This window comes from Streptomyces antnestii, from assembly GCF_004005495.1.
Lineage (GTDB): Bacteria > Actinomycetota > Actinomycetes > Streptomycetales > Streptomycetaceae > Streptomyces > Streptomyces antnestii.
Genome location: NZ_RZYA01000035.1, coordinates 25,248 through 43,152, shown reverse-complemented (window position 1 = coordinate 43,152; position 17,905 = coordinate 25,248). Strand labels below are relative to the sequence as shown.

Below are 17,905 nucleotides of genomic sequence, written 5' to 3'. Positions count from 1 at the left end.
GACCGATTCAAGGGGCTCGGTCGCCGGCCACGGGAAGCCCGGTCACTGCTTGCTCGGCTCGAGGGTGCGTGATCTTCGAGCCCTCGGACTCTCGCCGGACCGGCCGCTGGCACTGACGCCTATGGCGGCCCGCCTGAGCGTCTGCCTACCCGGGGCGTCTAAGGGCGGAGCCGCCACTCGTGGCGGGGATCGCGGGCGGTCCCTCATCCGATGCTGGGGCCCTCGAAACCGGGTCTGACCTGGGGTGGTGAGTGTGCGCGGCTCGAACTCACCACGCCTGGGCCACTTACCACCACGCTTACCACCAGGCCCAGGGCCGCTCATCAGCCAAGGAGTTATGGCCTCGTGACGGCGTCGGGCCGGTGCTGGGAAGCGGGGCGGTGAGAGGGCGGGCGAAGAGTGACGGCACACCTCATTCCCCCTCTGGAGGAGCCGTCGATGTCCGCTTCCTTGCGCCGTGACCGGTGTGGCCCCACGAAAGATCAGCCCTTGGCGGGTTCGCCGCCGCGTGCCCGGTCATTGCCGGTGCGCCGGGCGGCAGTGTTGCGCACCGCGGTGTGGCTCGCGGTGGCTGCAGGTCCCCTCGCGTTGGTCTCCAGTTGCGCACGACCGGACACCGCGGTGCGCAACACTGCGGCACCGGTCACGCGGACTGCCGAGCTGCGCACCCCGTCGGTCACTCCGGCCGGATACGCAGAGCTGTTCCTCGGTCTGTGGCTGCGCGGCGGCAGTGAGGACGGTACGGCCGCTGACGAGTTGCACGCGATGGCTCCGTCCGTGCCGATGCCGACCTGGGGCGAGAAGGCTCCGGCCGTCGAGCGGCTGGCCACGGTGCGCACCGTCCGCCAGGCACGGGACGCGTGGTCGGTCATGCTCGCCGTCACGTTCAAGGAGCCGGTCCGTGACCGGTCCGAGCGCACGGGGGCAGCGCCGGGCGTGCGGTACTTCGCGTTGCCGGTGGTGGCCAAGGACGCGGGCACAACGCCGGCCTTCGCGGTGCCGGCCGCGCCGATGGAGGTCGCCGCCCCCAGCGTGATCGCCCAGAGCGCTACCCCCTACGGGGGCGAGGTGCCGGACGGCTCGGGCCTCGCGTCGACCGTGTCCGAGTTCCTGACTGCCTACCTTGGGGTCGAAGGCGGCGCGGAGCGGTATCTCGCCCCCGGCATCATGCTTCCCGCGCTGGCTGTGTCGTCGTTCGCCTCGGTTCAGGTCGACGAACTGCGGGCTGTCCAGGCCACGGACGGAAAGCCGGGCCGGGACGGCTTGGTCGTGCGCGTGCAGGCACAGGTCACCGCGACGGACGGGGCGGGCGGCCAGTGGCCGCTGTCGTACGCACTGGCCTTCACGGCGCGTGCCGGCCGGTGGGAAGTCACCGCGCTGCAGTCCGGCCTGGAGGGCAAGGACGCAAAGGTGAAGACAGCGAGCAGCCACACGGGCTCTGCGCTGAAGGGCACGGCCACGACGATGCAGATGGTCGCTGCGCGTCAGGGCGCTGTTGCGGTTGGGGGGATCACGCGATGAGCACCTTGCACTGCGTCGTCATGGCCGCCGAGTTCAAGGACATGGGAGACCACCTGCTGGGCCTGGGCAGCGGCTGGGCCGAGAAGACACTGAAGCTGTCCCTGATTGGGATCGTCGTCATCAAGGTCATCCAAAAGTTCAGCCTGAAGGCTGGCATCGGCGGGCTGCTCGGTCTGGTGGTCTGCCTCGGTATCTACTCCGCGCGGGGCGACTTGGCCGACTACTTCAAGAATGAACTGCTCAACAACGGCGCCCCGGCGTCTGTTGAGGCTCCGCTGGATCCCGGCCCCGGCTCGCACAAGGCGACGACGACGGTGCGCGGCGCGGGCGGTGAGCGCGTATGAGCACGCCCGCCTCGCTTCGTGTCGGCCGCTCGTACACGCGTGCCCGTCGGCACCCCTGGGTGTTGGGCAAGATCGGTGACTTCACCCTGCCGCTCGGGCCTTACACCCCGGCCCAGTTGGCCATTGCCGCTGCCGGGACCTTCTTGCTGATCAAGACGTTCTCCCTCTGGTCGCCCTTGGGACCCGTACCGGTGGTCGCCCTGGGCTTCGCCGTCTGGGCGGCGCGTGCCACCTCCATCGGCGGACGCTCCCCGCTGTGGGCCGCCTACGGCTGGGTGCAATTCGCCTTGCAGCCGCACGGCGGCCGGATCGGCGGGCGCACTGTACGCGATCCCAAGGTGAGTCGCTTGCACGGCAGTTTCCTCATCGAGGACACCACGGCGCCCGCCTCCCTCCCGGCCGCTGCGGCTCCGCTTGCGCGCCCCGCTCGGTCCTTCGCGCCCGGGCCGCGGCGCGGCCGGAACATCCGTGGTGCGCAGGGGTTGTCGACCCGGCCGCCCTGGGGGCGTCGCCGTTCGGGGACGCGTAGGCCCGCGCCGCGCCCGCGCCCGGCGCCCACGGCCCTGCAGCAGATGCTGCGTGAGCGGCAGGAGGCCCACCGGTGAAGCTCGCGATCCGGCACATCGTCGACAACGTGGTGTGGTCCACCTCCGGCGCCGTCTGGGCGATCTGGGCGGTGCCGGCCGAGGGATCGCGCTACATGGGCGAACGCACCCGCGAGGAACTCCTGAACCGCGTCACCTCGCTGGTCCGCTCGCTGCCCGGCGCCGCCCGCATCTACGGACTGTGCGCCCGGGTGGACCCGGGCGAGGTCGTGGCCCGCACCGTCGCCGGCGTCGACTACGTCAAGAACCCGCACTGGGCCGAGGTCGCTGACGCGCAGCTGCGCCTGCTCGCCGGCGACGACCTGGATGCACCGGTGGAGATGCACCGGCGCACCCTGTGGCTGGCCGTCCCGCTGGAGACGAGCGGTGCACGGGCCGAGCTGTCCGCCGCGTTCGCCACGGCGTGGGCCGAACTGTCGGCCACGCTCGGCCTGCCCCCGGCACCGGTGCCCGCCCATGAGGTGGCCGACGTCCAGCAGCGCGCCCGCCAGATGGCGGCGGAGTTCGGCGGCGGCCTGGAGCTGCACCCGGCCCGCCCGGCGGAGATCGTGTGGATGCACCAGCACGCCGTCGCCCGCGGCCTGGACGAGCCGCTGCTCGCTGAGTCCGAGCGGTCCGAGCTGCGCGGCAGCCGCCTCGTCAGCGGTGTCCTGCGTGCCCCCTCGCACGCCGACCTCGGGCACGTGCGGATCCTGGAGGGCGGCAGCGACGAACCCGAGCCCGAGCGCACAGCAGTCCGAGGCCGCAGCGCGCGCGGCAAGGGCAAGTCCGCGCAGCGGGTGGGGCGCCGGTGGCTGCAGGTCGAGTCCGAGGCGGGCAGCTCCTACCAGGCGCACCTGGCGCTGGCGGAGATGCCGCGCAAGTTCCTTGCCGCGGGCGGCGACTTCCTCGCCGATCTGGACCGTCTCCCCTTCGGCGTCGACTGGGTGAGCGACCTCAAGCTCGTGCCCACGCAGAAGGTCGCCGAGGAGATCAAGAGGAAGAAGCGGGATCTGGTCGACCAGGCCGAGCAGTACGCCGCGCAGCGTGAGACGGGCCTGCCCGAGGACATGCACGACGCCGCCGAGGACCTCGGCGACCTCGGAGCGCGGGCCGCCCGCAACAGCGTCGAGGTCGAAGTCCAGTCGGTCACTGTCATGACCGTGTGGGGCGAGAGCCCGGCCGAGTGCGAGCGACGGGCCGGCGCCCTGCACAGTCGGATGCGCGGCGCCAACTACCGCCTGGTGCGCCCGGTCGGCGGGCAGGAAGAGCTCTTTGCCCTCACGCTGCCTGCCACGGCGACACCGCCCGCGACCCGCCAGTACACCCAGCACCAGCTCGGTGAGGACTGGGCGATGCACGGCGCGTTCACCGGCCAGTCCTTCGGCGACCCGACCGGCGCGATGATCGGGTTCAGCCAGGACGTCGGCACGGTCACCCCCACCCTCCTCGACATCGCCAACGCCCCGATGCAGAACGCGTCCGCGTCCTTCGGGATCGCCGGCGACCTGGGCGGCGGCAAAAGCGTCCTGCTCAAGATGATCGCCTCCTCGATCGTCGACCGCGGCGGGCGCGTCATCGCGATCGACCGCACCAAGCGCCGCGAATGGGCAGCCTTCGCCCAGAGCGCCGCCCCCGGACGCTGCCAGGTCGTCGACGCGGCCAAGGCCGAACTGTCCATCGACCCCCTTCGCGTGTTCGCCGACCCGGCCGTGGGCGCGCGCTACGCACTCAGCTACCTGACGGTCCAGCTGGGGGTGGGCCCGATGACCGAGTACGGCGCCCTGCTCAAACGGGCCGTCGCGCAGGCCGGCACCACGTCGTTTCCCTGCATGGCCGAGGTCCTCGTCGCCCTGGAGGAGATGGCCACCGGCGAGGGAACCAGGGCCCACAACGCTGCCTCCCTGACGGAGTGGCTGAGGGTCGCCGCCGACGAGCCGCTCGCGGCCGCAGTGTTCGACCCCGAACTCCCGGTCCTCGATCTCGCCTGCGGCATGTCCAGCGACTTCGTCGTCATCACCACCGCCGGACTCACCCTCCCGCCCAGGGAGGCCGTCACCCATCCCGAACTGATGCGCAACCAGCCGCTCGAGGCGCTCATCGGCCGCGCCGTCCTCTACCTGATCGCCGCCATCGGCCGCGAAGTCGCCTTCGCCGACACCCGCTTCACCCTGATCCCCCTGGACGAGGCGTACTGGCTGACCTCCTCCGCCGAGGGCCAGGCCCTGGTCGACGAAATCGTCTACGACGGCCGCAAGCACGGCGCCGGCGTCGGCCTCGGCTGCCACGACGTCCGCGAACTCGGCTCCGACACCACACTCGGCCTGCTCGCCTACCGGTTCATCTCCCGTACCTGCGACCCGGTCCTGGCCGCCCGCGGCCTGGAATGGCTCGGCCTTCCCGGCGACGACCCGGACCTGCTGCGCACGGTCACCACCGACCTGTCGCCGTTCGGGAAGAAGGCACGCGCCGGTGAGATCCTCGGCCGCGATCCGCGGATGCAGATCGGCCGCTTCAAGGTCCTGGTGCCCGGCGTGGAGCGGCTCCTCGCGGACATCTTCACCCATCCCGAGGCCACCGCGTCCACTGACCAGATGGGCGACGGCGCATCGACCACCGGGGGCCTGTCCGCGGCGGTGAGCGCTTCGCTCACCTCGAGGGTTCCCGCTCACCAAGCACAGCAGGGCTGACTCACCACGCCTGGCTGAGGCAGGAGTTATGGCCCTGTGACGGCTGAGCCCCGCCGTCGGCAAGCGGGGCGGTGAGTGGCCGGGCCGACCGTAGCGGCACAGCCCCAAAGCCTCTCGTCGTGACGGCATCCGGGGCCCCACCCCTGCCCCCCTTTTTCCGTTTTCGCCGCCCCCATGGGAGTACGCGATGCGTGACACCTTTTCCCACCCGCACCCCGCACGCCGCGCCACCGTGACGCTGGTTGCAGTCCTGGTGCTCACCGCCGCCGTGCTGGCCGTGCTGTGGTTGGGCGTGCCGGACTGCTGGTGGCCGCAGACCGGAAAGGCCTTCGCCGCCGGGCACACCACGCTCCCGGCGCCGGCTTCCGCGGCGCCCGCGAACGATCCGTGCGACCTGATCGTGGGCCCCGCCAAGGCGTACTGCCTGCGCTCCTCCCACATCCCGCCCACCCAGGGCGCCTTGTGCAGGGCCGGCGCGCTCCTGGTCGCCCCTGCCCTGCTCGGCTTCGTCATCCTGCTGAACCGCCGGCGGAGGCAGTCATGAACCATGCCCGTCACTGCCGGTGGACGACCGTGACCACCGTCGCCGTCCTGACCGTGCTGATGATCGCCGCGAGCAGTGCCCCCTCGTTCGCCGCCGACGACGCATCCTCCGGCGGGCTGCTCGACCCGCTCAATGTGAAGACCCCCGAGGGCGTCCCGGTCAACCGCTACGAGCTGACCAGCAGCGACGACGGACCGATCGACATCGCGTTGCAGTTCTGCATGTCCGGGATCTTCACCCTGGCCCGCACCGTCGTCGGCTTCGCATGCTGGCTGATCGACTGGGCGTACCGGTTCCCGATCCTCGACAAGCTCGCCGGCCCCGCGCAGTCGATCTCCGACGCCTACCAGAACGACATCATCGGCCCGCTCGGGCTGGCCGGGATCTTCCTGGCGTGGGCGTTCGTCTTCGGTCTCGTCCTCGTCATACGGGGCCGGGTCGCCCGCGGCGCCGGTGAAATCCTCCTCACACTGCTGATCGCCGCGCTCGCCGCCACCACCTTCGTGCGCCCCGCCATGCTGCTCGGCTACGACGGGCCGATCCAGCAGACCCAGCGTGCCGCGCTGGAGGCCGCGTCCATCACCGCCAACGGCGGCAACAAGCACCCGAGCAACGACCCGTGCGACCTGATCACCGGGCCCGCCCAGAACACCTGCCGGCAGGAGGCCGCCACGACCCCCGCCGCCACGACAGACACCACCAACGACAAGAAGCACACGGCGAACTGCACTGCGGTCGCCGGGCCCGCCCACGATCCCTGCCTGAGCGGCGAGCGCCCGCTGGCCGCCTCTGACGTCTCCAGGCCGATCACCCGCACGCTCACCGACACACTCGTTGTGCAGCCCTACATGCTCCTGGAGTACGGACGGAGCATCGACAAGAACAGCCCGCTCTACAAAGTCCACAAGGAGATCATCGACCCGCAGCCCGCAAGTACGGACGGGCGCTGCACGAGCATTCACGGCCCGGCCAAGGACTACTGCCTGCGCCGCGGCGAGGACTTCCCTGCGAACAGATTCAACAAACTTGGGCCCGACGGCAAGGCCGCGGCCGCCTACATGGACCACGTCACCTGGGACCGCGTCATCGGAGCTCTGCTCGTCCTGATCGCCGTCCTCATCATCGCCATCGTCATTATGGCGATGGTTCTGGCGCTGATCGCCGCCCAGTTCGGCTGCGTCATCGCCGCCACCTGCGGCTGCTTCGTGTTCGCCTGGGCCATGCTGCCCGGCCCCAACCGGGCTGTGCTGTGGAAATGGGTCGGCCTCTTTGCCTCCGCCGTGGTCGTCCTGTTCACCGTCGCCGTGTTCATCCCGGCCTTCGGTGTGGCCGCCAAGGTCATGCTCGCCAACAACCAAACCCCCTTTATGGAGCGGCTGTTCCTCCTGGACGCGCTCGCCGTCACCGCGCTGGCCGGGCACCGCATCATGCTCCGCAAGGGCAACGCTCTGGGGCGCCGCTTCGCCGACCGCATGCGCTACGCCCGCATCGGCGGAAGCCACACCATGGGCGAAAACGCGGCCGCCACCGCGGCCGCCATGTCGTCCGTCGGCTACGGCCACTCGGGCAGCGGTGGTTCCTCGCCGGCGCACGTCTCGTTCATGGGGCGCCACGCGGGACTCACAGCCGGCTTGCGCGCCCTGGGCGATGCCGAGGGCATGGTCGGGCACCCCGGCGGCTTCCTCGCCGAGGCCCGCGCCGAAGGCCGCCGCGCCCTGGCCCCGCTCGCCCTCGGTGCGCGCGGCGCCCACGCCGCCCTGATCGGCCCACACCGTGAGCCGAGGCAGCTACAGCAGCTGGGCCCGGACGGACGTCCCTTGCCGGCGAAGGTCGTTGACGGCCGCACCGGAAAACTCATCAGCGGCGGCGAGCAGCAGGGCTACATTCCCGTCGGAGCCCGCCTCGAGGAACAGCTCAAGCGGACCCGGGGCGGCCGCATTCTGGTCGGCACCAGCAAGGTCGCCTTCCACACCACCGTCGGTCTGCCCGCCACCTGGACCCGGGTACGCCGGGCCAAGAGCGTCCTCACCCGCGACCTCACCCAGGAATTCGGCCGCCAGCGCCGGCACTACAGCAACGTCGCCGGCCAGTTCAACGCCGATACACGCTCCGGCCTGAACGACTGGCGGGGCACCTGGACCGACATGCACGGCCGGCCCGGCGCGCGGGAGGAGCAGTGAAGAAGCTCGGCTGCGCCACCGTCTTCGTCCTGGCCCTGCTGATGGCCGTGCCGGTTCTGTTCGTGGCGTTCGCCGCGGCCCGCGAGCCTGCCACCGCCCCGGCCATGGAAACCGTGGGCAAGGTCTCCGGCATCCCACAGCGCATGCTCGCCGCCTATCAGTCGGCCGCCGCCCAACTGCCCGGCCAGGTCCCCCAGTGCAAGGGGATGCGCTGGCCGATCCTCGCCGGAATCGCCAAGATCGAGTCCAACCATGCCGCCGGCCGGAAGATCGCCGACAACGGAGACATCACCCCCCACATCCTCGGCCCCCTCCTCGACGGCTCCGGCGTCGGCGGCAACACCACCGCCTACCCCGAAGGCAACAACCGCGCGATGGGCCCCTTCCAGTTCATGCCCTCCACCTGGACCGGCAGCGGCCGCGACGGCAACGGCGACGGCCGCAAGAACCCGCACAACGCGGACGACGCCGCGCTCGGCGCCGCCGTCTACCTGTGCGGCAACGGCCGCAACCTCACCGACCGCGCCCAACTCAAAGCCGCAATCTTCCAGTACAACCACAGCGACGCCTACGTCGCCGACGTCCTGTCCTGGATCGACCGCTACAGCCAGCTCGGCAACGGCACCATCCGCCTCGGCGCCCACGCGACCGGAGACGCCCGCACCGTCATCACCAGCGCCCTGGGCGAACAGGGCACCCCCTACTCCTGGGGCGGCGGCGGCCCGAAGGGCCCCACCAAAGGCACCTGCTGCTCCCCGAGCGGCAAATCAGGGGCGGGCATCGCCGGCTACGACTGCTCAGGCCTGACCACCTACGCCTACGCCCAGGTCGGCATCAGCCTCCCCCGCACCGCCGCCGCCCAGTCACAACACGGCAAACGCATCCCCGCCAGCCGTGGCGTCGGCGCCCTCAAGCCGGGCGACCTCGTCTTCTTCGCCTACGACCCCACCAGCGACACCACGATCTACCACGTCGGGATCTACCTCGGATACGGACAGATGATCAACGCCGCCAGGCCAGGCACCACAGTCCGCGCCGAAGCCATCTGGGATCACGGATTCGCCGGGGGTGCCCGCCTGCTATGAACACCAACACCCCGACCACACCGAGCCCTTCGGTGTTCAAGCCCCTCCTGGGCGCCGCCGTCTGCGTTCTGCTCGGCCTCCTCCTCCTGGTCCCTGTCGCACCCGACAGGCAGCAGCCAGCTGCTCGAGCTGCTGCACCCGCCACGACACACCCGGATCCGAGTTCCACACCCGCCTCCTCCCCCACGGCCACCAGCCGGCCCGAGCGGGCCTCGGCCAGGCTGTCCTCGACTGCGGCCGAGGTGCCAGTGGCGGGAGACGGCCCGGCCGGAGACCACGCCGTGCAACGCCTCATGGACAGCTCATCACCCGCGGACTTGCCCCGGGCTCAGGAGAAGCACCTCGTCGCGCTCGCCTCCCGCATCTGGAAGGCCGAAGTCACCGGCGCGGGCCGCCACGAGTGGCCCGCGTACTTCTCCGACCAGCAACTGCGCGCCGCCTACCGGGACATCCGGATCCAGGCCGGCACCGCTCGGACCGCCCCCAACCGCCGCGTCCGCGTTCGCCTCGTGTGGGCCGGCACTGATCCTGCAGGCAAGAACGAGGATGGCAGGACCGCCCAAATGCTCTTCACCCGGCACAACAACGCGTGGCATCCCCTCCATTGACCAGGCATCGCACGGGGAATTGCGCGAAGTCGCTTATGCAGAGAGCAACTTGTCGACTTCGAGTTTACCTTGTGACCAGATATGTACCGAGTTGTGAACGGTAACTTCCCCTTTCTGCTGAGAGTTTGACTGGCATATGCGTAACCTCATGACTACAGAAGCGAATCTCCGCAGCTCGACCGTGCTGCGCGCGAGGTCGCCCCACACGGCGCGACCGCAGCAGGAGCTCGATTCGCCGAACGCCGTACGGGGAGGAACAGTGGCTGACGCCGCACGACCGATGGGCCATTCCAGGCTTCGCAGGCGGAATCGAAACCGGATCCCTATTCTTTTTGTGGCGCTGGCTGTACTCGCTGCCGTATCGGGATGCAGTAGCGACGATGGGGCAAGCGGGGGTTCCAAGCAGCCGCCCTCCACGCCGGCATCGCACGCCAAGCCTGAACACTCGCCCAGCAGCGATCCCAACGCGTCACAGAAGAAGGCCGTCCTCGCGGTGTACGACGCGATGTCCGCCGAGCAGGCGAAGGCGTATCACCAAGCGTCCGCCAAGGGAACCGACCTGGAGAAGTACGCGAGCCTCGACGCGCTCAGCAAGATCGAGCTTGACCTGGGCAGGATGAAAGAGGCTGGGACTGTCGTCCGGGGCAAGCTCGGCCACGATCCGGACGTGAAGCTGGCCATGGATGCCAAGCCTCCAAAGGCCACCATCAAAGATTGCGTCGATCTGTCTGAGTACCGGATCTATGACACCAAGGCGAAGAAAGTAAAGCCGCTGCCACCCGAGCAGCCTGTGCGGTACGTCCTCACGGTGAAGGCGGAGCGCTGGGATGGCGGCCGCTGGATGGTGACCGACATCAACCCGCAGGGCGGGCCGGAATGCTGAGGCGCACGGCCTTAGCCGTGGCCGTCCTGGTAGCAGGGGCCGTCGCACCCGTCGCGTACGCCGACGGTAAGAAGGGCGGCGGACCGTGTGACGGGGCGTCGATGATGCTCAGTTTCTGTGCTGAAGACAGCCACCGAACACCTGGCGCGGTCAGTCGCCGCATGGGAAAGAGCGCGACGAAAGGCGGGACATCCGCCCCGAAGTGCACGTACGAGAAGGCCGTGCCGCAGCCCCCTGAGAGCAACCTGGCGATGAAGGACGGCAAGCGCAGAGGCGGCAAGGGTGCTGTCTATCGCGTGGTCTGCCCGGCCACGGGCCGCGTGGGCACCGTGTGGATTCCGACCGGTGGAACTCCGGCCGAGCCTGCCATGGACCCGGAAGTCGTAGCACAAAAGGCTGTCGACCAGATGAAACTTGCCGGTCCCGCCATCGCGAGTCCGCGGGCGGCCGGGAAATACACGGTGGGCGTACCGCTGTGGTTGTGGGTGAGCAAATCACCAACCACGTTCGGACCGAACACGGCGACGGCCACCGCAGGCGGCGTGACGGTCACGGCGACGGCGAAGGTGAAGCGGATCGTGTGGCGGGTGGGCGATGGCAGCACGGTGACGTGTGCCGGTGCTGGAACGCCGTACAAGGCCGCCTACGGGATGAAGGACTCTCCGAGCTGCGGGCACCGCTACACGAAGACCTCGGCTGATGAGCCGGGCGGGAAGTTTCGGCTGACCGCGACCTCGACGTGGACCGTCGACTGGCAGGTCGCGGGCGGCGGCGGGGAGGCAGGCCAGTTGAACGAGGTCCGGCAGACCCAGGCACAGGTGGCTGTCGGCGAAGTGCAGGTTGTCGGCTAGCCCCTTCCGAAAGGGATGAAAGTGAGCAAGACACAGCAGCGCGCCGTGCCTGTGGGCGGTATCCCTGCTCCGGGGCAGCCCTCCGGGCCGGTGGCTCCGCCGCGGGTCTCGGCGCGCCGGCGCCGGCCGGGGCTGATCGCCCTGTCTCTGGCGCTGATCGCCGCGGGAGGGGCCGGAGTTGTGGTGCTGGTCTTGCAGGCCGGGCATCGCACTCAGGTCGTCACCGTGACCCGCGACGTCCAGGTAGGTGACGTGGTCACGGAGGCCGATCTGGGGCGCGCCTCTGTCGCCCTGGATCCGGCGGTCAAGGCCGTGAGCGCGGACGACCTGGATTCGGTGGTCGGCAAGCGGGCCGCGGTGGAGCTGCGCCCGGGATCGCTGCTTGCCCCTTCGCAGGTGACGTCCCGCCAGCTGATCAGGCCCAACGAGCAGTTGGTTCCGGTCGGGCTCAAGCCCGAGCAGGTCCCGGCCACTGCCCTGGCTCCTGGGCAGAAGGTGCGCCTGGTGCATGTCCCCGCCCAGGGCGAGGACACGACTACGGGCGCTCGGGAGCAGACGCCGGAGTCGGTTGCGGCCCGGGTGGTGAAGGCTGGCGCTGCGGCCCCGGGAACGGGTGTGGTGGTGGTCGATGTCGCGACGGCGGCCTCCGACGGTCCTCGGGTGGCCTCATGGGTGTCGTCGGGCAATGTGCGGCTCGTGCTCGATGCGCCGGGTGGCAGCTGATGAGCGTGATTGCGCTGGCGGGCTGCAGTGGAGCGCCGGGAGTGACGACGAGCGCGCTCGCGCTGCTGCTGTCCTGGCCTTTGCAGCCTGGCCGGCGGATGGTGCTCGCGGAGTGCGATCCGGACGGCAGCGCCGTCCTGTACGGGTTGCTGCAGGGAAGTGTCGGGGATCGGTACGGGCTGCGGAATCTGTCGGTGGCCTCCCGTAAGGGCGAGCTGGTCGAGGCGTTCTGGCGTCAGTTGATCGATGTCAGCGGCGAGGAGGGCAAGGAGTCGCCGCACAACCGTCTTGTGCTGCCTGGCGTGACGGATCCGGCCCAGGCGGCCGGGCTCGGCCCGGCCTGGGACGCGATGTCGCAGTTGTTCACGGGGATCGGTGAGCAGCCGGTCGACGGTCACGACGTGCTGATCGACCTGGGCCGCAACGGCGCGTTCGGGTCGTCGGCGGTGCTGGCGCAGCGCGCGGACGCGCTGATCGTCGTCGTGCGCAACACGGTGCGGTCGCTTCAGGCGGCACAGGTGCGTATCGAGGCACTGGAGGAACGGATCGGCAACGTCGGGGTGTTGATGATCGACGAAGGCCCGTATCCGGCCGGGGAGGTGCAGCGGGTGCTGCGCGCCCCGGTCGTTGCGACCTTGCCGTTCGTTCCGCGTGAGGCGCGGGTCTTGTCGGACGGGGCGGAGCAGCCGCGTCACTTCACCAAGTCGCCGCTGATGAAGGCGGCCCGCTCGGCGTGCACGGTCTTGGAGCAGCGCGCCGCGATGCGCCGGGCACGGCTCGCTCCGCGCTCCGCCGGGCCGGCGGGTGGGGAGGTGGGTTATGCGGGGTAAGCCCGTCCACGCCGACCCGACGGTGCGCCCGGCGAGCGGGGGCGGCCCTTCCTTTGCGTCGCGTTGGCAGAACCAGGTGAACGGCACTGTCCCTACTCCCCCACCTGCACCCGCGTCCGTGTCGAGCGCATCGGCCCTGGGCGCCGAGCTGCCGCAGGTCACCGTCAATCACCAGGTGGCCCAGCACATCAAGTCCCAGGTCTCCAAGCGTCGCGAGGAGCTCCTGAAGTCCGAGCCGACCCTTGACCGGGCCAGCGAGGAACAGCGCTGCCTGGACTGGATCAACGAGGCCGTGGCCCTGTGGTCGAGCGCCGAAGCCGCCAACACCGGGGTGAGCCCCACCGCGGCCGAAGACGACGCTTTGCGTCGTGCGGTGTACGACCTGCTGTTCCGCGCCGGGCGCCTGCAGCCCTACCTGGACGATCCGCGAGTGGAGGACATCTTCATCAACGGGCCCGCCGACGTGTGGCTCGACTACGGCGACGGGCAGCGCCGCCGGGTCGGTCCGATCGCCGACTCGGAGGAGGAGCTCCTGGAGCTCCTGCGTGAGCTGGCCCGCGAGTCCGGGCACAGCGAGCGGACCATTTCCACGGCGAACCCGCTCCTCGCGCTGTCCATGGCCGACGGGTCCCGGCTGCAGGCGATCACGGCGGTGTCCCCGACCACGTATGCAGTGATCCGCCGGCACCGAGTCAAGAACGCGGACCTGGACGGCATGGTCGAGCTGGGCGCCATCGACCCGATCCTGGCCGAGTTCCTGCGCGCCTGTGTGAAGGCCGAGAAGAACGTGATCATCGCCGGGAAGCAGAAGGCCGGCAAGACGAGTCTGATGCGGGCGCTCCTCAAGGAATTCGGCCCCGACGAGCGGTTCGCCACCATCCAGACCGAGGACGAACTGTTCGCGCATTCCAACGGCTACCACACCCAGGCCCTGTCCCTGGTGGCCCGCGAGTCCAACGGTGAGACGGGCGCGAACGGGCGCGGGGCCGGCGAGGTCACCCTCCTCGACCTTCTACACCCCGCACTGCGCATGTCGCTGGAGCGGATGGTGGTCGGCGAGGTCCGCGGCTCCGAGGTCGTCGCGATGCTGCAGGCGATGTCGAACGGCGCCGGCGGCAACCTGTGCACCATCCACGCGCGTCGTCCCAACGTGGTCTTCGACCGGATCGCTGAGTTGTACGCGCTCGCGCAGAGCAACCTGTCCGAGGCCAACGCCTACCGGCAGATCGCCAACGGCCTCGACTTCATCGTGTTCGTCTCCATGATTGACGAGACGAAGATCGGTGGGCGGCGCCACCGGTTCGTCTCCCACATCGTGGAGATCACGGGTGTCGGCGAATCCGGCCGCCCCGCCACCAACGACATCTTCGCACCGGGGAAAGCCTTCGATGAGGAACGGGGCGTGCCCACGGGGACGCACCCGGAGTGCATCGACGACCTCCGCCGCGTCGGGTTCGACTCCGAGCTGCTCCTGCACACCTACGGCGCCTGGCAGCAGCCGCTGCCGCTGAAGGTGGTGAGCGGCACATGACGCTGCTGTGGGCGGTACTCAGCGGCATGGCCGTGATGGGCGGGCTGGCCGTCCTCACGGCCGGCATCGTCGGCACGACCGCGCCGAAGACAGCGCCGAAGCTGGCCGGCTGGCGACGGTGGCGGTCCGTACTCGGCGGACAGGCCGACTCCACCGAGCTGCGGATGCGGCGCCGTACCCGTGGCGCGGCCGCGGTGGTGCTGTGGCTGGGGATCTGGCTGGTCAGTGGAAACTTCGTGGCCGGTGGCCTGATCGGCGTGGCGGTGGTCGGGGTGCCCTGGCTGCTTTCGCCGGACGAGGCGACGAAGGTCCGCATCGGGCAGCTGGAGGCACTGAGCGAGTGGACCCAGCGCCTGGCCGGACTACTCAGGCTGGGCATGGGCCTGGAACAGGCAATGATCTCCAGCCGGAAGACGCCGCCGGAGGAAATCAGCGAGCAGGTCACGACGCTGTCCGACCGGCTGCGGATGGGCTGGCGGCCGGAAGAGGCGCTGCGCGCGTTCGGTGACGAACTCGACGATGTCACGGCCGACAAGATTGTCGCCGCGCTCATCCTGGCGGCCGCAGCCCGCGGCGACGGCCTGGCCGCAGCCCTCGAGGAACTCGCCGCGAGCGTGCGGGAAGAGGTCGCCAAGAAGCGCAACACCGAGGCCGACCGGGCCAAACCGCGCACCACCGTGCGCTGGATGACGCTCATCACCGTCGGCGTGATCGTGGCCGGGTTCTTCGTGCCGTCCTACACGGCCCCCTACGCGACGCTGGTCGGACAGCTGGTGCTGGCGCTGCTGACGGCCGGGTTCATCGCCACGCTCGTCCTGATGCGGCATCTGGCCCACTACCGGCGCATCCCGCGCTTCCTGGCTGTCAATCCCACCAGCACGGTCCGCCTGCCCTCCGTGGCTGCGGCACTCGAGCCCGAGAAGGCAATCCGGTGAACCTGACACCCATGGTCCTGGCCGGCGGCGCCGTCGGCGCGGGCGTCGCACTGCTGACCCGTGAACTGCTGCGCCCGCAGCCAGCCCTGGCGGCCGCCCTGCAGCGCACCGAGCCATTCGGTTTCACCGTCGCCGAGCCGGTCCTGGACCGCGAGGAAGTGTGGGGGCGATGGCTGCTGGCCCGCATCGGCCGCCTGCCGGGCGTGCGGATCCCCACACAGAACCTGGCACTGCTCGGCCAGGGCCCGGGCCGCTTCCTCCTGATCAAAACGCTGCTCGCCGCGCTGGGCCTGCTGTGTCCGGTCCTCGCGTCCGTCCCGTGGATCCTGGCCGGGATCTCCGTACCGTTCTACGTGCCCGCCGCCGTCGGCCTGGCCGCGGCCGCACTGCTGTGGATCACCCCAGACCTGTCGGTGCGTGACCAGGCCAAACGCGCACGCGAAGAGTTCGCCCACGCCATGTCTGCCTACCTCGACCTCGTGGCCCTCAAGCGGAAAGCCGACGCCGGCACCGCCACCGCGCTGGAAAAGGCCGCTGAGGTCGGCCGCGGCTGGCCCTTCGTCTACGTCCAGGGCGCCCTGATGCGCGCCCGCCTGGAGAAGATCCCGTCCTGGCAGGCCCTCACCGACCTCAAGGACGAGTACGACCTGCCCGTCCTGGGCGACATCGCGGACATCATGCGGGGTTCGGACACCGACGGCGCCGCCGTCTACAAAGCGCTGCGCGCCCGCAGCGCCGCCCTGAACTCCGAACTCCTTGCCGCACAGGCCGCCGAGGCGAACACCGCCAGCGAGAAGATGACCGCCCCCGGCGCGCTCCTCGCGGTGCAGGTGATGCTGCTGATGGCCTTCCCCGCAGTGATCCGCATGCTGTCCTCGTGACTCGCCGGAGTGAGATCCCCGTGAATGACAAGCAGCCTCAGGGCGGTTCCATCCCGCTCGAGTTCATCGTCGTGTGGGCCATCGTCATCGCCATCGCGGTGACCATCACCATCGTGGTCACGATCGCCGACCCCTTCCACCTCTCTGGAGCGTGAATACCGTGAAGCACACCGCCCGTTACTACTCCCGCCTCGCCGGCCGCCTCCAGTGGCTGCAGACCCGTCTGGAAGAGGCGGCCAAGCGCCCCGACCGCGGCGACATCAGCATCACCACCGTCATCATCTGGGTGGCCTCCATCACCGGCGCTCTGCTGATCGCCGGGACCATCGCCCTGGTCATCTCGAAGTACAACGGCAAGCTGGCCGGCATCTGATGATGCTTTCCCGGGCACGGCTGACAGCCTGGTGGAACGGGCGACGGTTCCAGGACGACCGGGGCGACACCAGCATTCAGATGGCCATCGTCTTTCCGTTCGTCCTGCTGCTCACCGTCGCGGTCATCCAGGCGTCGATGTGGTACTACGCCCGGGAAATCGCCCTCACCGCCGCCCGGGAGGGACTCAGCGCGGCCCGCTCCTATCAGGCAGGACCCGAAGAAGGCGCGGCACGCGCCCGTGACGTCCTGGATCGCACCGCCGGCGACAGCCTGATGTCGTCCAGCGTGTCCACCGCAGGCAGCGGCGCACAGCGTGTGCGTATCGAGGTGTCCGGGATAGCCCAGTCGATGCTGCCGGGCGTGCCCGGCCTGCGGATCACGCAGTCGGCGTCGGGAACGCGTGAGCGTTGGACGACGCCGGGGGCACCGTGAACTCACTGATTTCCAGGGTCCGGTCAGCGCCACGGGACCGGGGCAGCGCGGCCCTCGAGGCCGCCATCGTCCTGCCCTCCCTGCTCGTCTTCCTGTGCCTGGCCATCGCCGGCGGGCGGCTGGTCATGTCCGGCTCGAAGGTCGACGCCGCCGCGCAGGACGCGGCCCGTGAGGCATCCATTCACCGCACGGCCGCCGCCGCCCAAGAAGCCGCCCGAGCGGCTGCCACCGAGTCCCTCGCCGATCAGGGCATCACCTGTGCGAGCAGCAGCGTCACCATCAACACCTCGGGCCTGTCCGTGCCCATCGGACAGGTGGCCACGGTGTCCGCGACGGTGCGCTGCACCGTCGACCTGTCGGACCTGCTGCTGCCCGGCGCTCCCGGCTCGCGAACCATGGAGTCGACCGCCACGTCGGTTGTGGACCAGTACCGGCAGAAGGGCGACTGACGATGCGACACCAGCAGGTCCCCGCCCAGGTGGAGGCCCTCGACGACGAGCGGGGCGGTGTCACCGTGTTCGTGGCGGTCTGTGTGCTGGCGCTGCTGGGCATCATCGGCCTGGCCGTGGACGGCGGCGGCAAGCTGCGCGCCACCGAACGCGCCGACTTCATCGCCACCGAAGCCGCCCGGGCCGGCGGCCAGGCCATCGACCCCGCCGAGGCGGTGCCGGGCAAGGCCCTCTCCGTCGAACCCCAAGCCGCCCGGGCCGCCGCCCATGCCTACTTGCGCTCCGCCGGCACTACGGGCACCGCCACGGTGTCCGCCGACGGCAAGACCCTCACCGTCACCACCCACGACGCCTACGCCACGAAGTTCCTGTCCGTCGCCGGGATCGGCTCCATGGCCGTGACCGGGCACGGGCAGGCCACCCTCCTGCACGGCATCACCGCACCCGAAGGACCCTGAC

General features: G+C 70.1%; 20 protein-coding genes. All 20 read left to right on the top strand.

Features of this window, described 5'->3' with window-relative positions:
* Window positions 1-621 precede the first annotated feature (621 nt).
* Window positions 622-1,521, top strand: coding sequence for a conjugal transfer protein (locus EOT10_RS39845; protein WP_189492717.1), 900 nt, complete (start codon window positions 622-624; stop codon window positions 1,519-1,521).
* Window positions 1,518-1,865, top strand: coding sequence for a hypothetical protein (locus EOT10_RS39840; protein WP_189492714.1), 348 nt, complete (start codon window positions 1,518-1,520; stop codon window positions 1,863-1,865). The genes EOT10_RS39845 and EOT10_RS39840 overlap by 4 nt, the downstream gene beginning before the upstream one ends.
* Window positions 1,862-2,470 (top strand): hypothetical protein, encoded by a 609-nt coding sequence (locus EOT10_RS39835; protein ID WP_127833255.1) that lies wholly within the window; start codon window positions 1,862-1,864, stop codon window positions 2,468-2,470. The genes EOT10_RS39840 and EOT10_RS39835 overlap by 4 nt, the downstream gene beginning before the upstream one ends.
* A complete protein-coding gene (locus EOT10_RS39830) occupies window positions 2,467-5,139 on the top strand; it encodes an ATP-binding protein (RefSeq protein ID WP_223281507.1) in 2,673 nt (890 codons plus the stop codon). The genes EOT10_RS39835 and EOT10_RS39830 overlap by 4 nt, the downstream gene beginning before the upstream one ends.
* A 187-nt stretch (window positions 5,140-5,326) precedes the next feature.
* Window positions 5,327-5,683, top strand: a complete 357-nt coding sequence (locus EOT10_RS39825) for a hypothetical protein (RefSeq protein ID WP_127833254.1) — start codon at window positions 5,327-5,329, stop codon at window positions 5,681-5,683.
* Window positions 5,680-7,863 carry a hypothetical protein gene (locus EOT10_RS39820; protein ID WP_127833253.1) on the top strand — a complete coding sequence of 728 codons (2,184 nt, stop codon included), beginning with the start codon at window positions 5,680-5,682 and terminating at the stop codon, window positions 7,861-7,863. The genes EOT10_RS39825 and EOT10_RS39820 overlap by 4 nt, the downstream gene beginning before the upstream one ends.
* Window positions 7,860-8,948, top strand: coding sequence for a C40 family peptidase (locus EOT10_RS39815; RefSeq protein WP_223281506.1), 1,089 nt, complete (start codon window positions 7,860-7,862; stop codon window positions 8,946-8,948). The genes EOT10_RS39820 and EOT10_RS39815 overlap by 4 nt, the downstream gene beginning before the upstream one ends.
* Before the next feature lie 317 nt (window positions 8,949-9,265).
* Window positions 9,266-9,556, top strand: a complete 291-nt coding sequence (locus EOT10_RS39810) for a hypothetical protein (protein ID WP_127833252.1) — start codon at window positions 9,266-9,268, stop codon at window positions 9,554-9,556.
* A gap of 259 nt (window positions 9,557-9,815) precedes the next feature.
* Window positions 9,816-10,439, top strand: a complete 624-nt coding sequence (locus EOT10_RS39805; RefSeq protein WP_223281505.1) for a hypothetical protein — start codon at window positions 9,816-9,818, stop codon at window positions 10,437-10,439.
* Between the two features lie 101 nt (window positions 10,440-10,540).
* Window positions 10,541-11,290, top strand: a complete 750-nt coding sequence (locus EOT10_RS39800) for an ATP/GTP-binding protein (RefSeq protein ID WP_223281504.1) — start codon at window positions 10,541-10,543, stop codon at window positions 11,288-11,290.
* 21 nt (window positions 11,291-11,311) lie between these two features.
* Complete coding sequence (locus EOT10_RS39795) at window positions 11,312-12,013, top strand: SAF domain-containing protein (RefSeq protein ID WP_223281503.1); 702 nt, start codon at window positions 11,312-11,314, stop codon at window positions 12,011-12,013.
* Entirely contained in the window at window positions 12,013-12,843 is an 831-nt protein-coding gene (locus EOT10_RS39790; protein WP_127833249.1) for a CpaE/TadZ family protein, read from the top strand. The genes EOT10_RS39795 and EOT10_RS39790 overlap by 1 nt, the downstream gene beginning before the upstream one ends.
* Complete coding sequence (locus tag EOT10_RS39785; RefSeq protein WP_127833248.1) at window positions 12,833-14,374, top strand: TadA family conjugal transfer-associated ATPase; 1,542 nt, start codon at window positions 12,833-12,835, stop codon at window positions 14,372-14,374. The genes EOT10_RS39790 and EOT10_RS39785 overlap by 11 nt, the downstream gene beginning before the upstream one ends.
* Window positions 14,371-15,309 (top strand): type II secretion system F family protein, encoded by a 939-nt coding sequence (locus EOT10_RS39780; RefSeq protein WP_127833247.1) that lies wholly within the window; start codon window positions 14,371-14,373, stop codon window positions 15,307-15,309. Before EOT10_RS39785 ends, EOT10_RS39780 begins: the two co-directional genes overlap by 4 nt.
* Window positions 15,306-16,190, top strand: a complete 885-nt coding sequence (locus EOT10_RS39775) for a hypothetical protein (protein ID WP_127833246.1) — start codon at window positions 15,306-15,308, stop codon at window positions 16,188-16,190. The genes EOT10_RS39780 and EOT10_RS39775 overlap by 4 nt, the downstream gene beginning before the upstream one ends.
* 20 nt (window positions 16,191-16,210) lie before the next feature.
* Window positions 16,211-16,345, top strand: a complete 135-nt coding sequence (locus EOT10_RS42785; RefSeq protein WP_262985480.1) for a hypothetical protein — start codon at window positions 16,211-16,213, stop codon at window positions 16,343-16,345.
* A gap of 5 nt (window positions 16,346-16,350) precedes the next feature.
* Window positions 16,351-16,563 carry a hypothetical protein gene (locus EOT10_RS39770; protein WP_127833245.1) on the top strand — a complete coding sequence of 71 codons (213 nt, stop codon included), beginning with the start codon at window positions 16,351-16,353 and terminating at the stop codon, window positions 16,561-16,563.
* Window positions 16,563-16,997 (top strand): TadE family protein, encoded by a 435-nt coding sequence (locus tag EOT10_RS39765; RefSeq protein WP_431313372.1) that lies wholly within the window; start codon window positions 16,563-16,565, stop codon window positions 16,995-16,997. The genes EOT10_RS39770 and EOT10_RS39765 overlap by 1 nt, the downstream gene beginning before the upstream one ends.
* Window positions 16,994-17,446, top strand: a complete 453-nt coding sequence (locus EOT10_RS39760) for a TadE family protein (protein ID WP_223281502.1) — start codon at window positions 16,994-16,996, stop codon at window positions 17,444-17,446. Before EOT10_RS39765 ends, EOT10_RS39760 begins: the two co-directional genes overlap by 4 nt.
* Window positions 17,447-17,448: 2 nt before the next feature.
* A complete protein-coding gene (locus EOT10_RS39755) occupies window positions 17,449-17,904 on the top strand; it encodes a pilus assembly protein TadG-related protein (RefSeq protein ID WP_127833243.1) in 456 nt (151 codons plus the stop codon).
* Window position 17,905: the final 1 nt, after the last annotated feature.

What these genes read in the sequence shown, in the direction of transcription:
- EOT10_RS39820 (WP_127833253.1), top strand. Translation starts at nt 5,680, where the DNA reads ATGAACCATGCCCGTCACTGCCGGTGGACGACCGTGACCACCGTCGCC.
- EOT10_RS39840 (WP_189492714.1), top strand. Translation starts at nt 1,518, where the DNA reads ATGAGCACCTTGCACTGCGTCGTCATGGCCGCCGAGTTCAAGGACATG.
- EOT10_RS39835 (WP_127833255.1), top strand. Translation starts at nt 1,862, where the DNA reads ATGAGCACGCCCGCCTCGCTTCGTGTCGGCCGCTCGTACACGCGTGCC.
- EOT10_RS39785 (WP_127833248.1), top strand. Translation starts at nt 12,833, where the DNA reads ATGCGGGGTAAGCCCGTCCACGCCGACCCGACGGTGCGCCCGGCGAGC.
- EOT10_RS39800 (WP_223281504.1), top strand. Translation starts at nt 10,541, where the DNA reads ATGATGCTCAGTTTCTGTGCTGAAGACAGCCACCGAACACCTGGCGCG.
- EOT10_RS39790 (WP_127833249.1), top strand. Translation starts at nt 12,013, where the DNA reads ATGAGCGTGATTGCGCTGGCGGGCTGCAGTGGAGCGCCGGGAGTGACG.
- EOT10_RS39755 (WP_127833243.1), top strand. Translation starts at nt 17,449, where the DNA reads ATGCGACACCAGCAGGTCCCCGCCCAGGTGGAGGCCCTCGACGACGAG.
- EOT10_RS39765 (WP_431313372.1), top strand. Translation starts at nt 16,563, where the DNA reads ATGATGCTTTCCCGGGCACGGCTGACAGCCTGGTGGAACGGGCGACGG.
- EOT10_RS39780 (WP_127833247.1), top strand. Translation starts at nt 14,371, where the DNA reads ATGACGCTGCTGTGGGCGGTACTCAGCGGCATGGCCGTGATGGGCGGG.
- EOT10_RS39825 (WP_127833254.1), top strand. Translation starts at nt 5,327, where the DNA reads ATGCGTGACACCTTTTCCCACCCGCACCCCGCACGCCGCGCCACCGTG.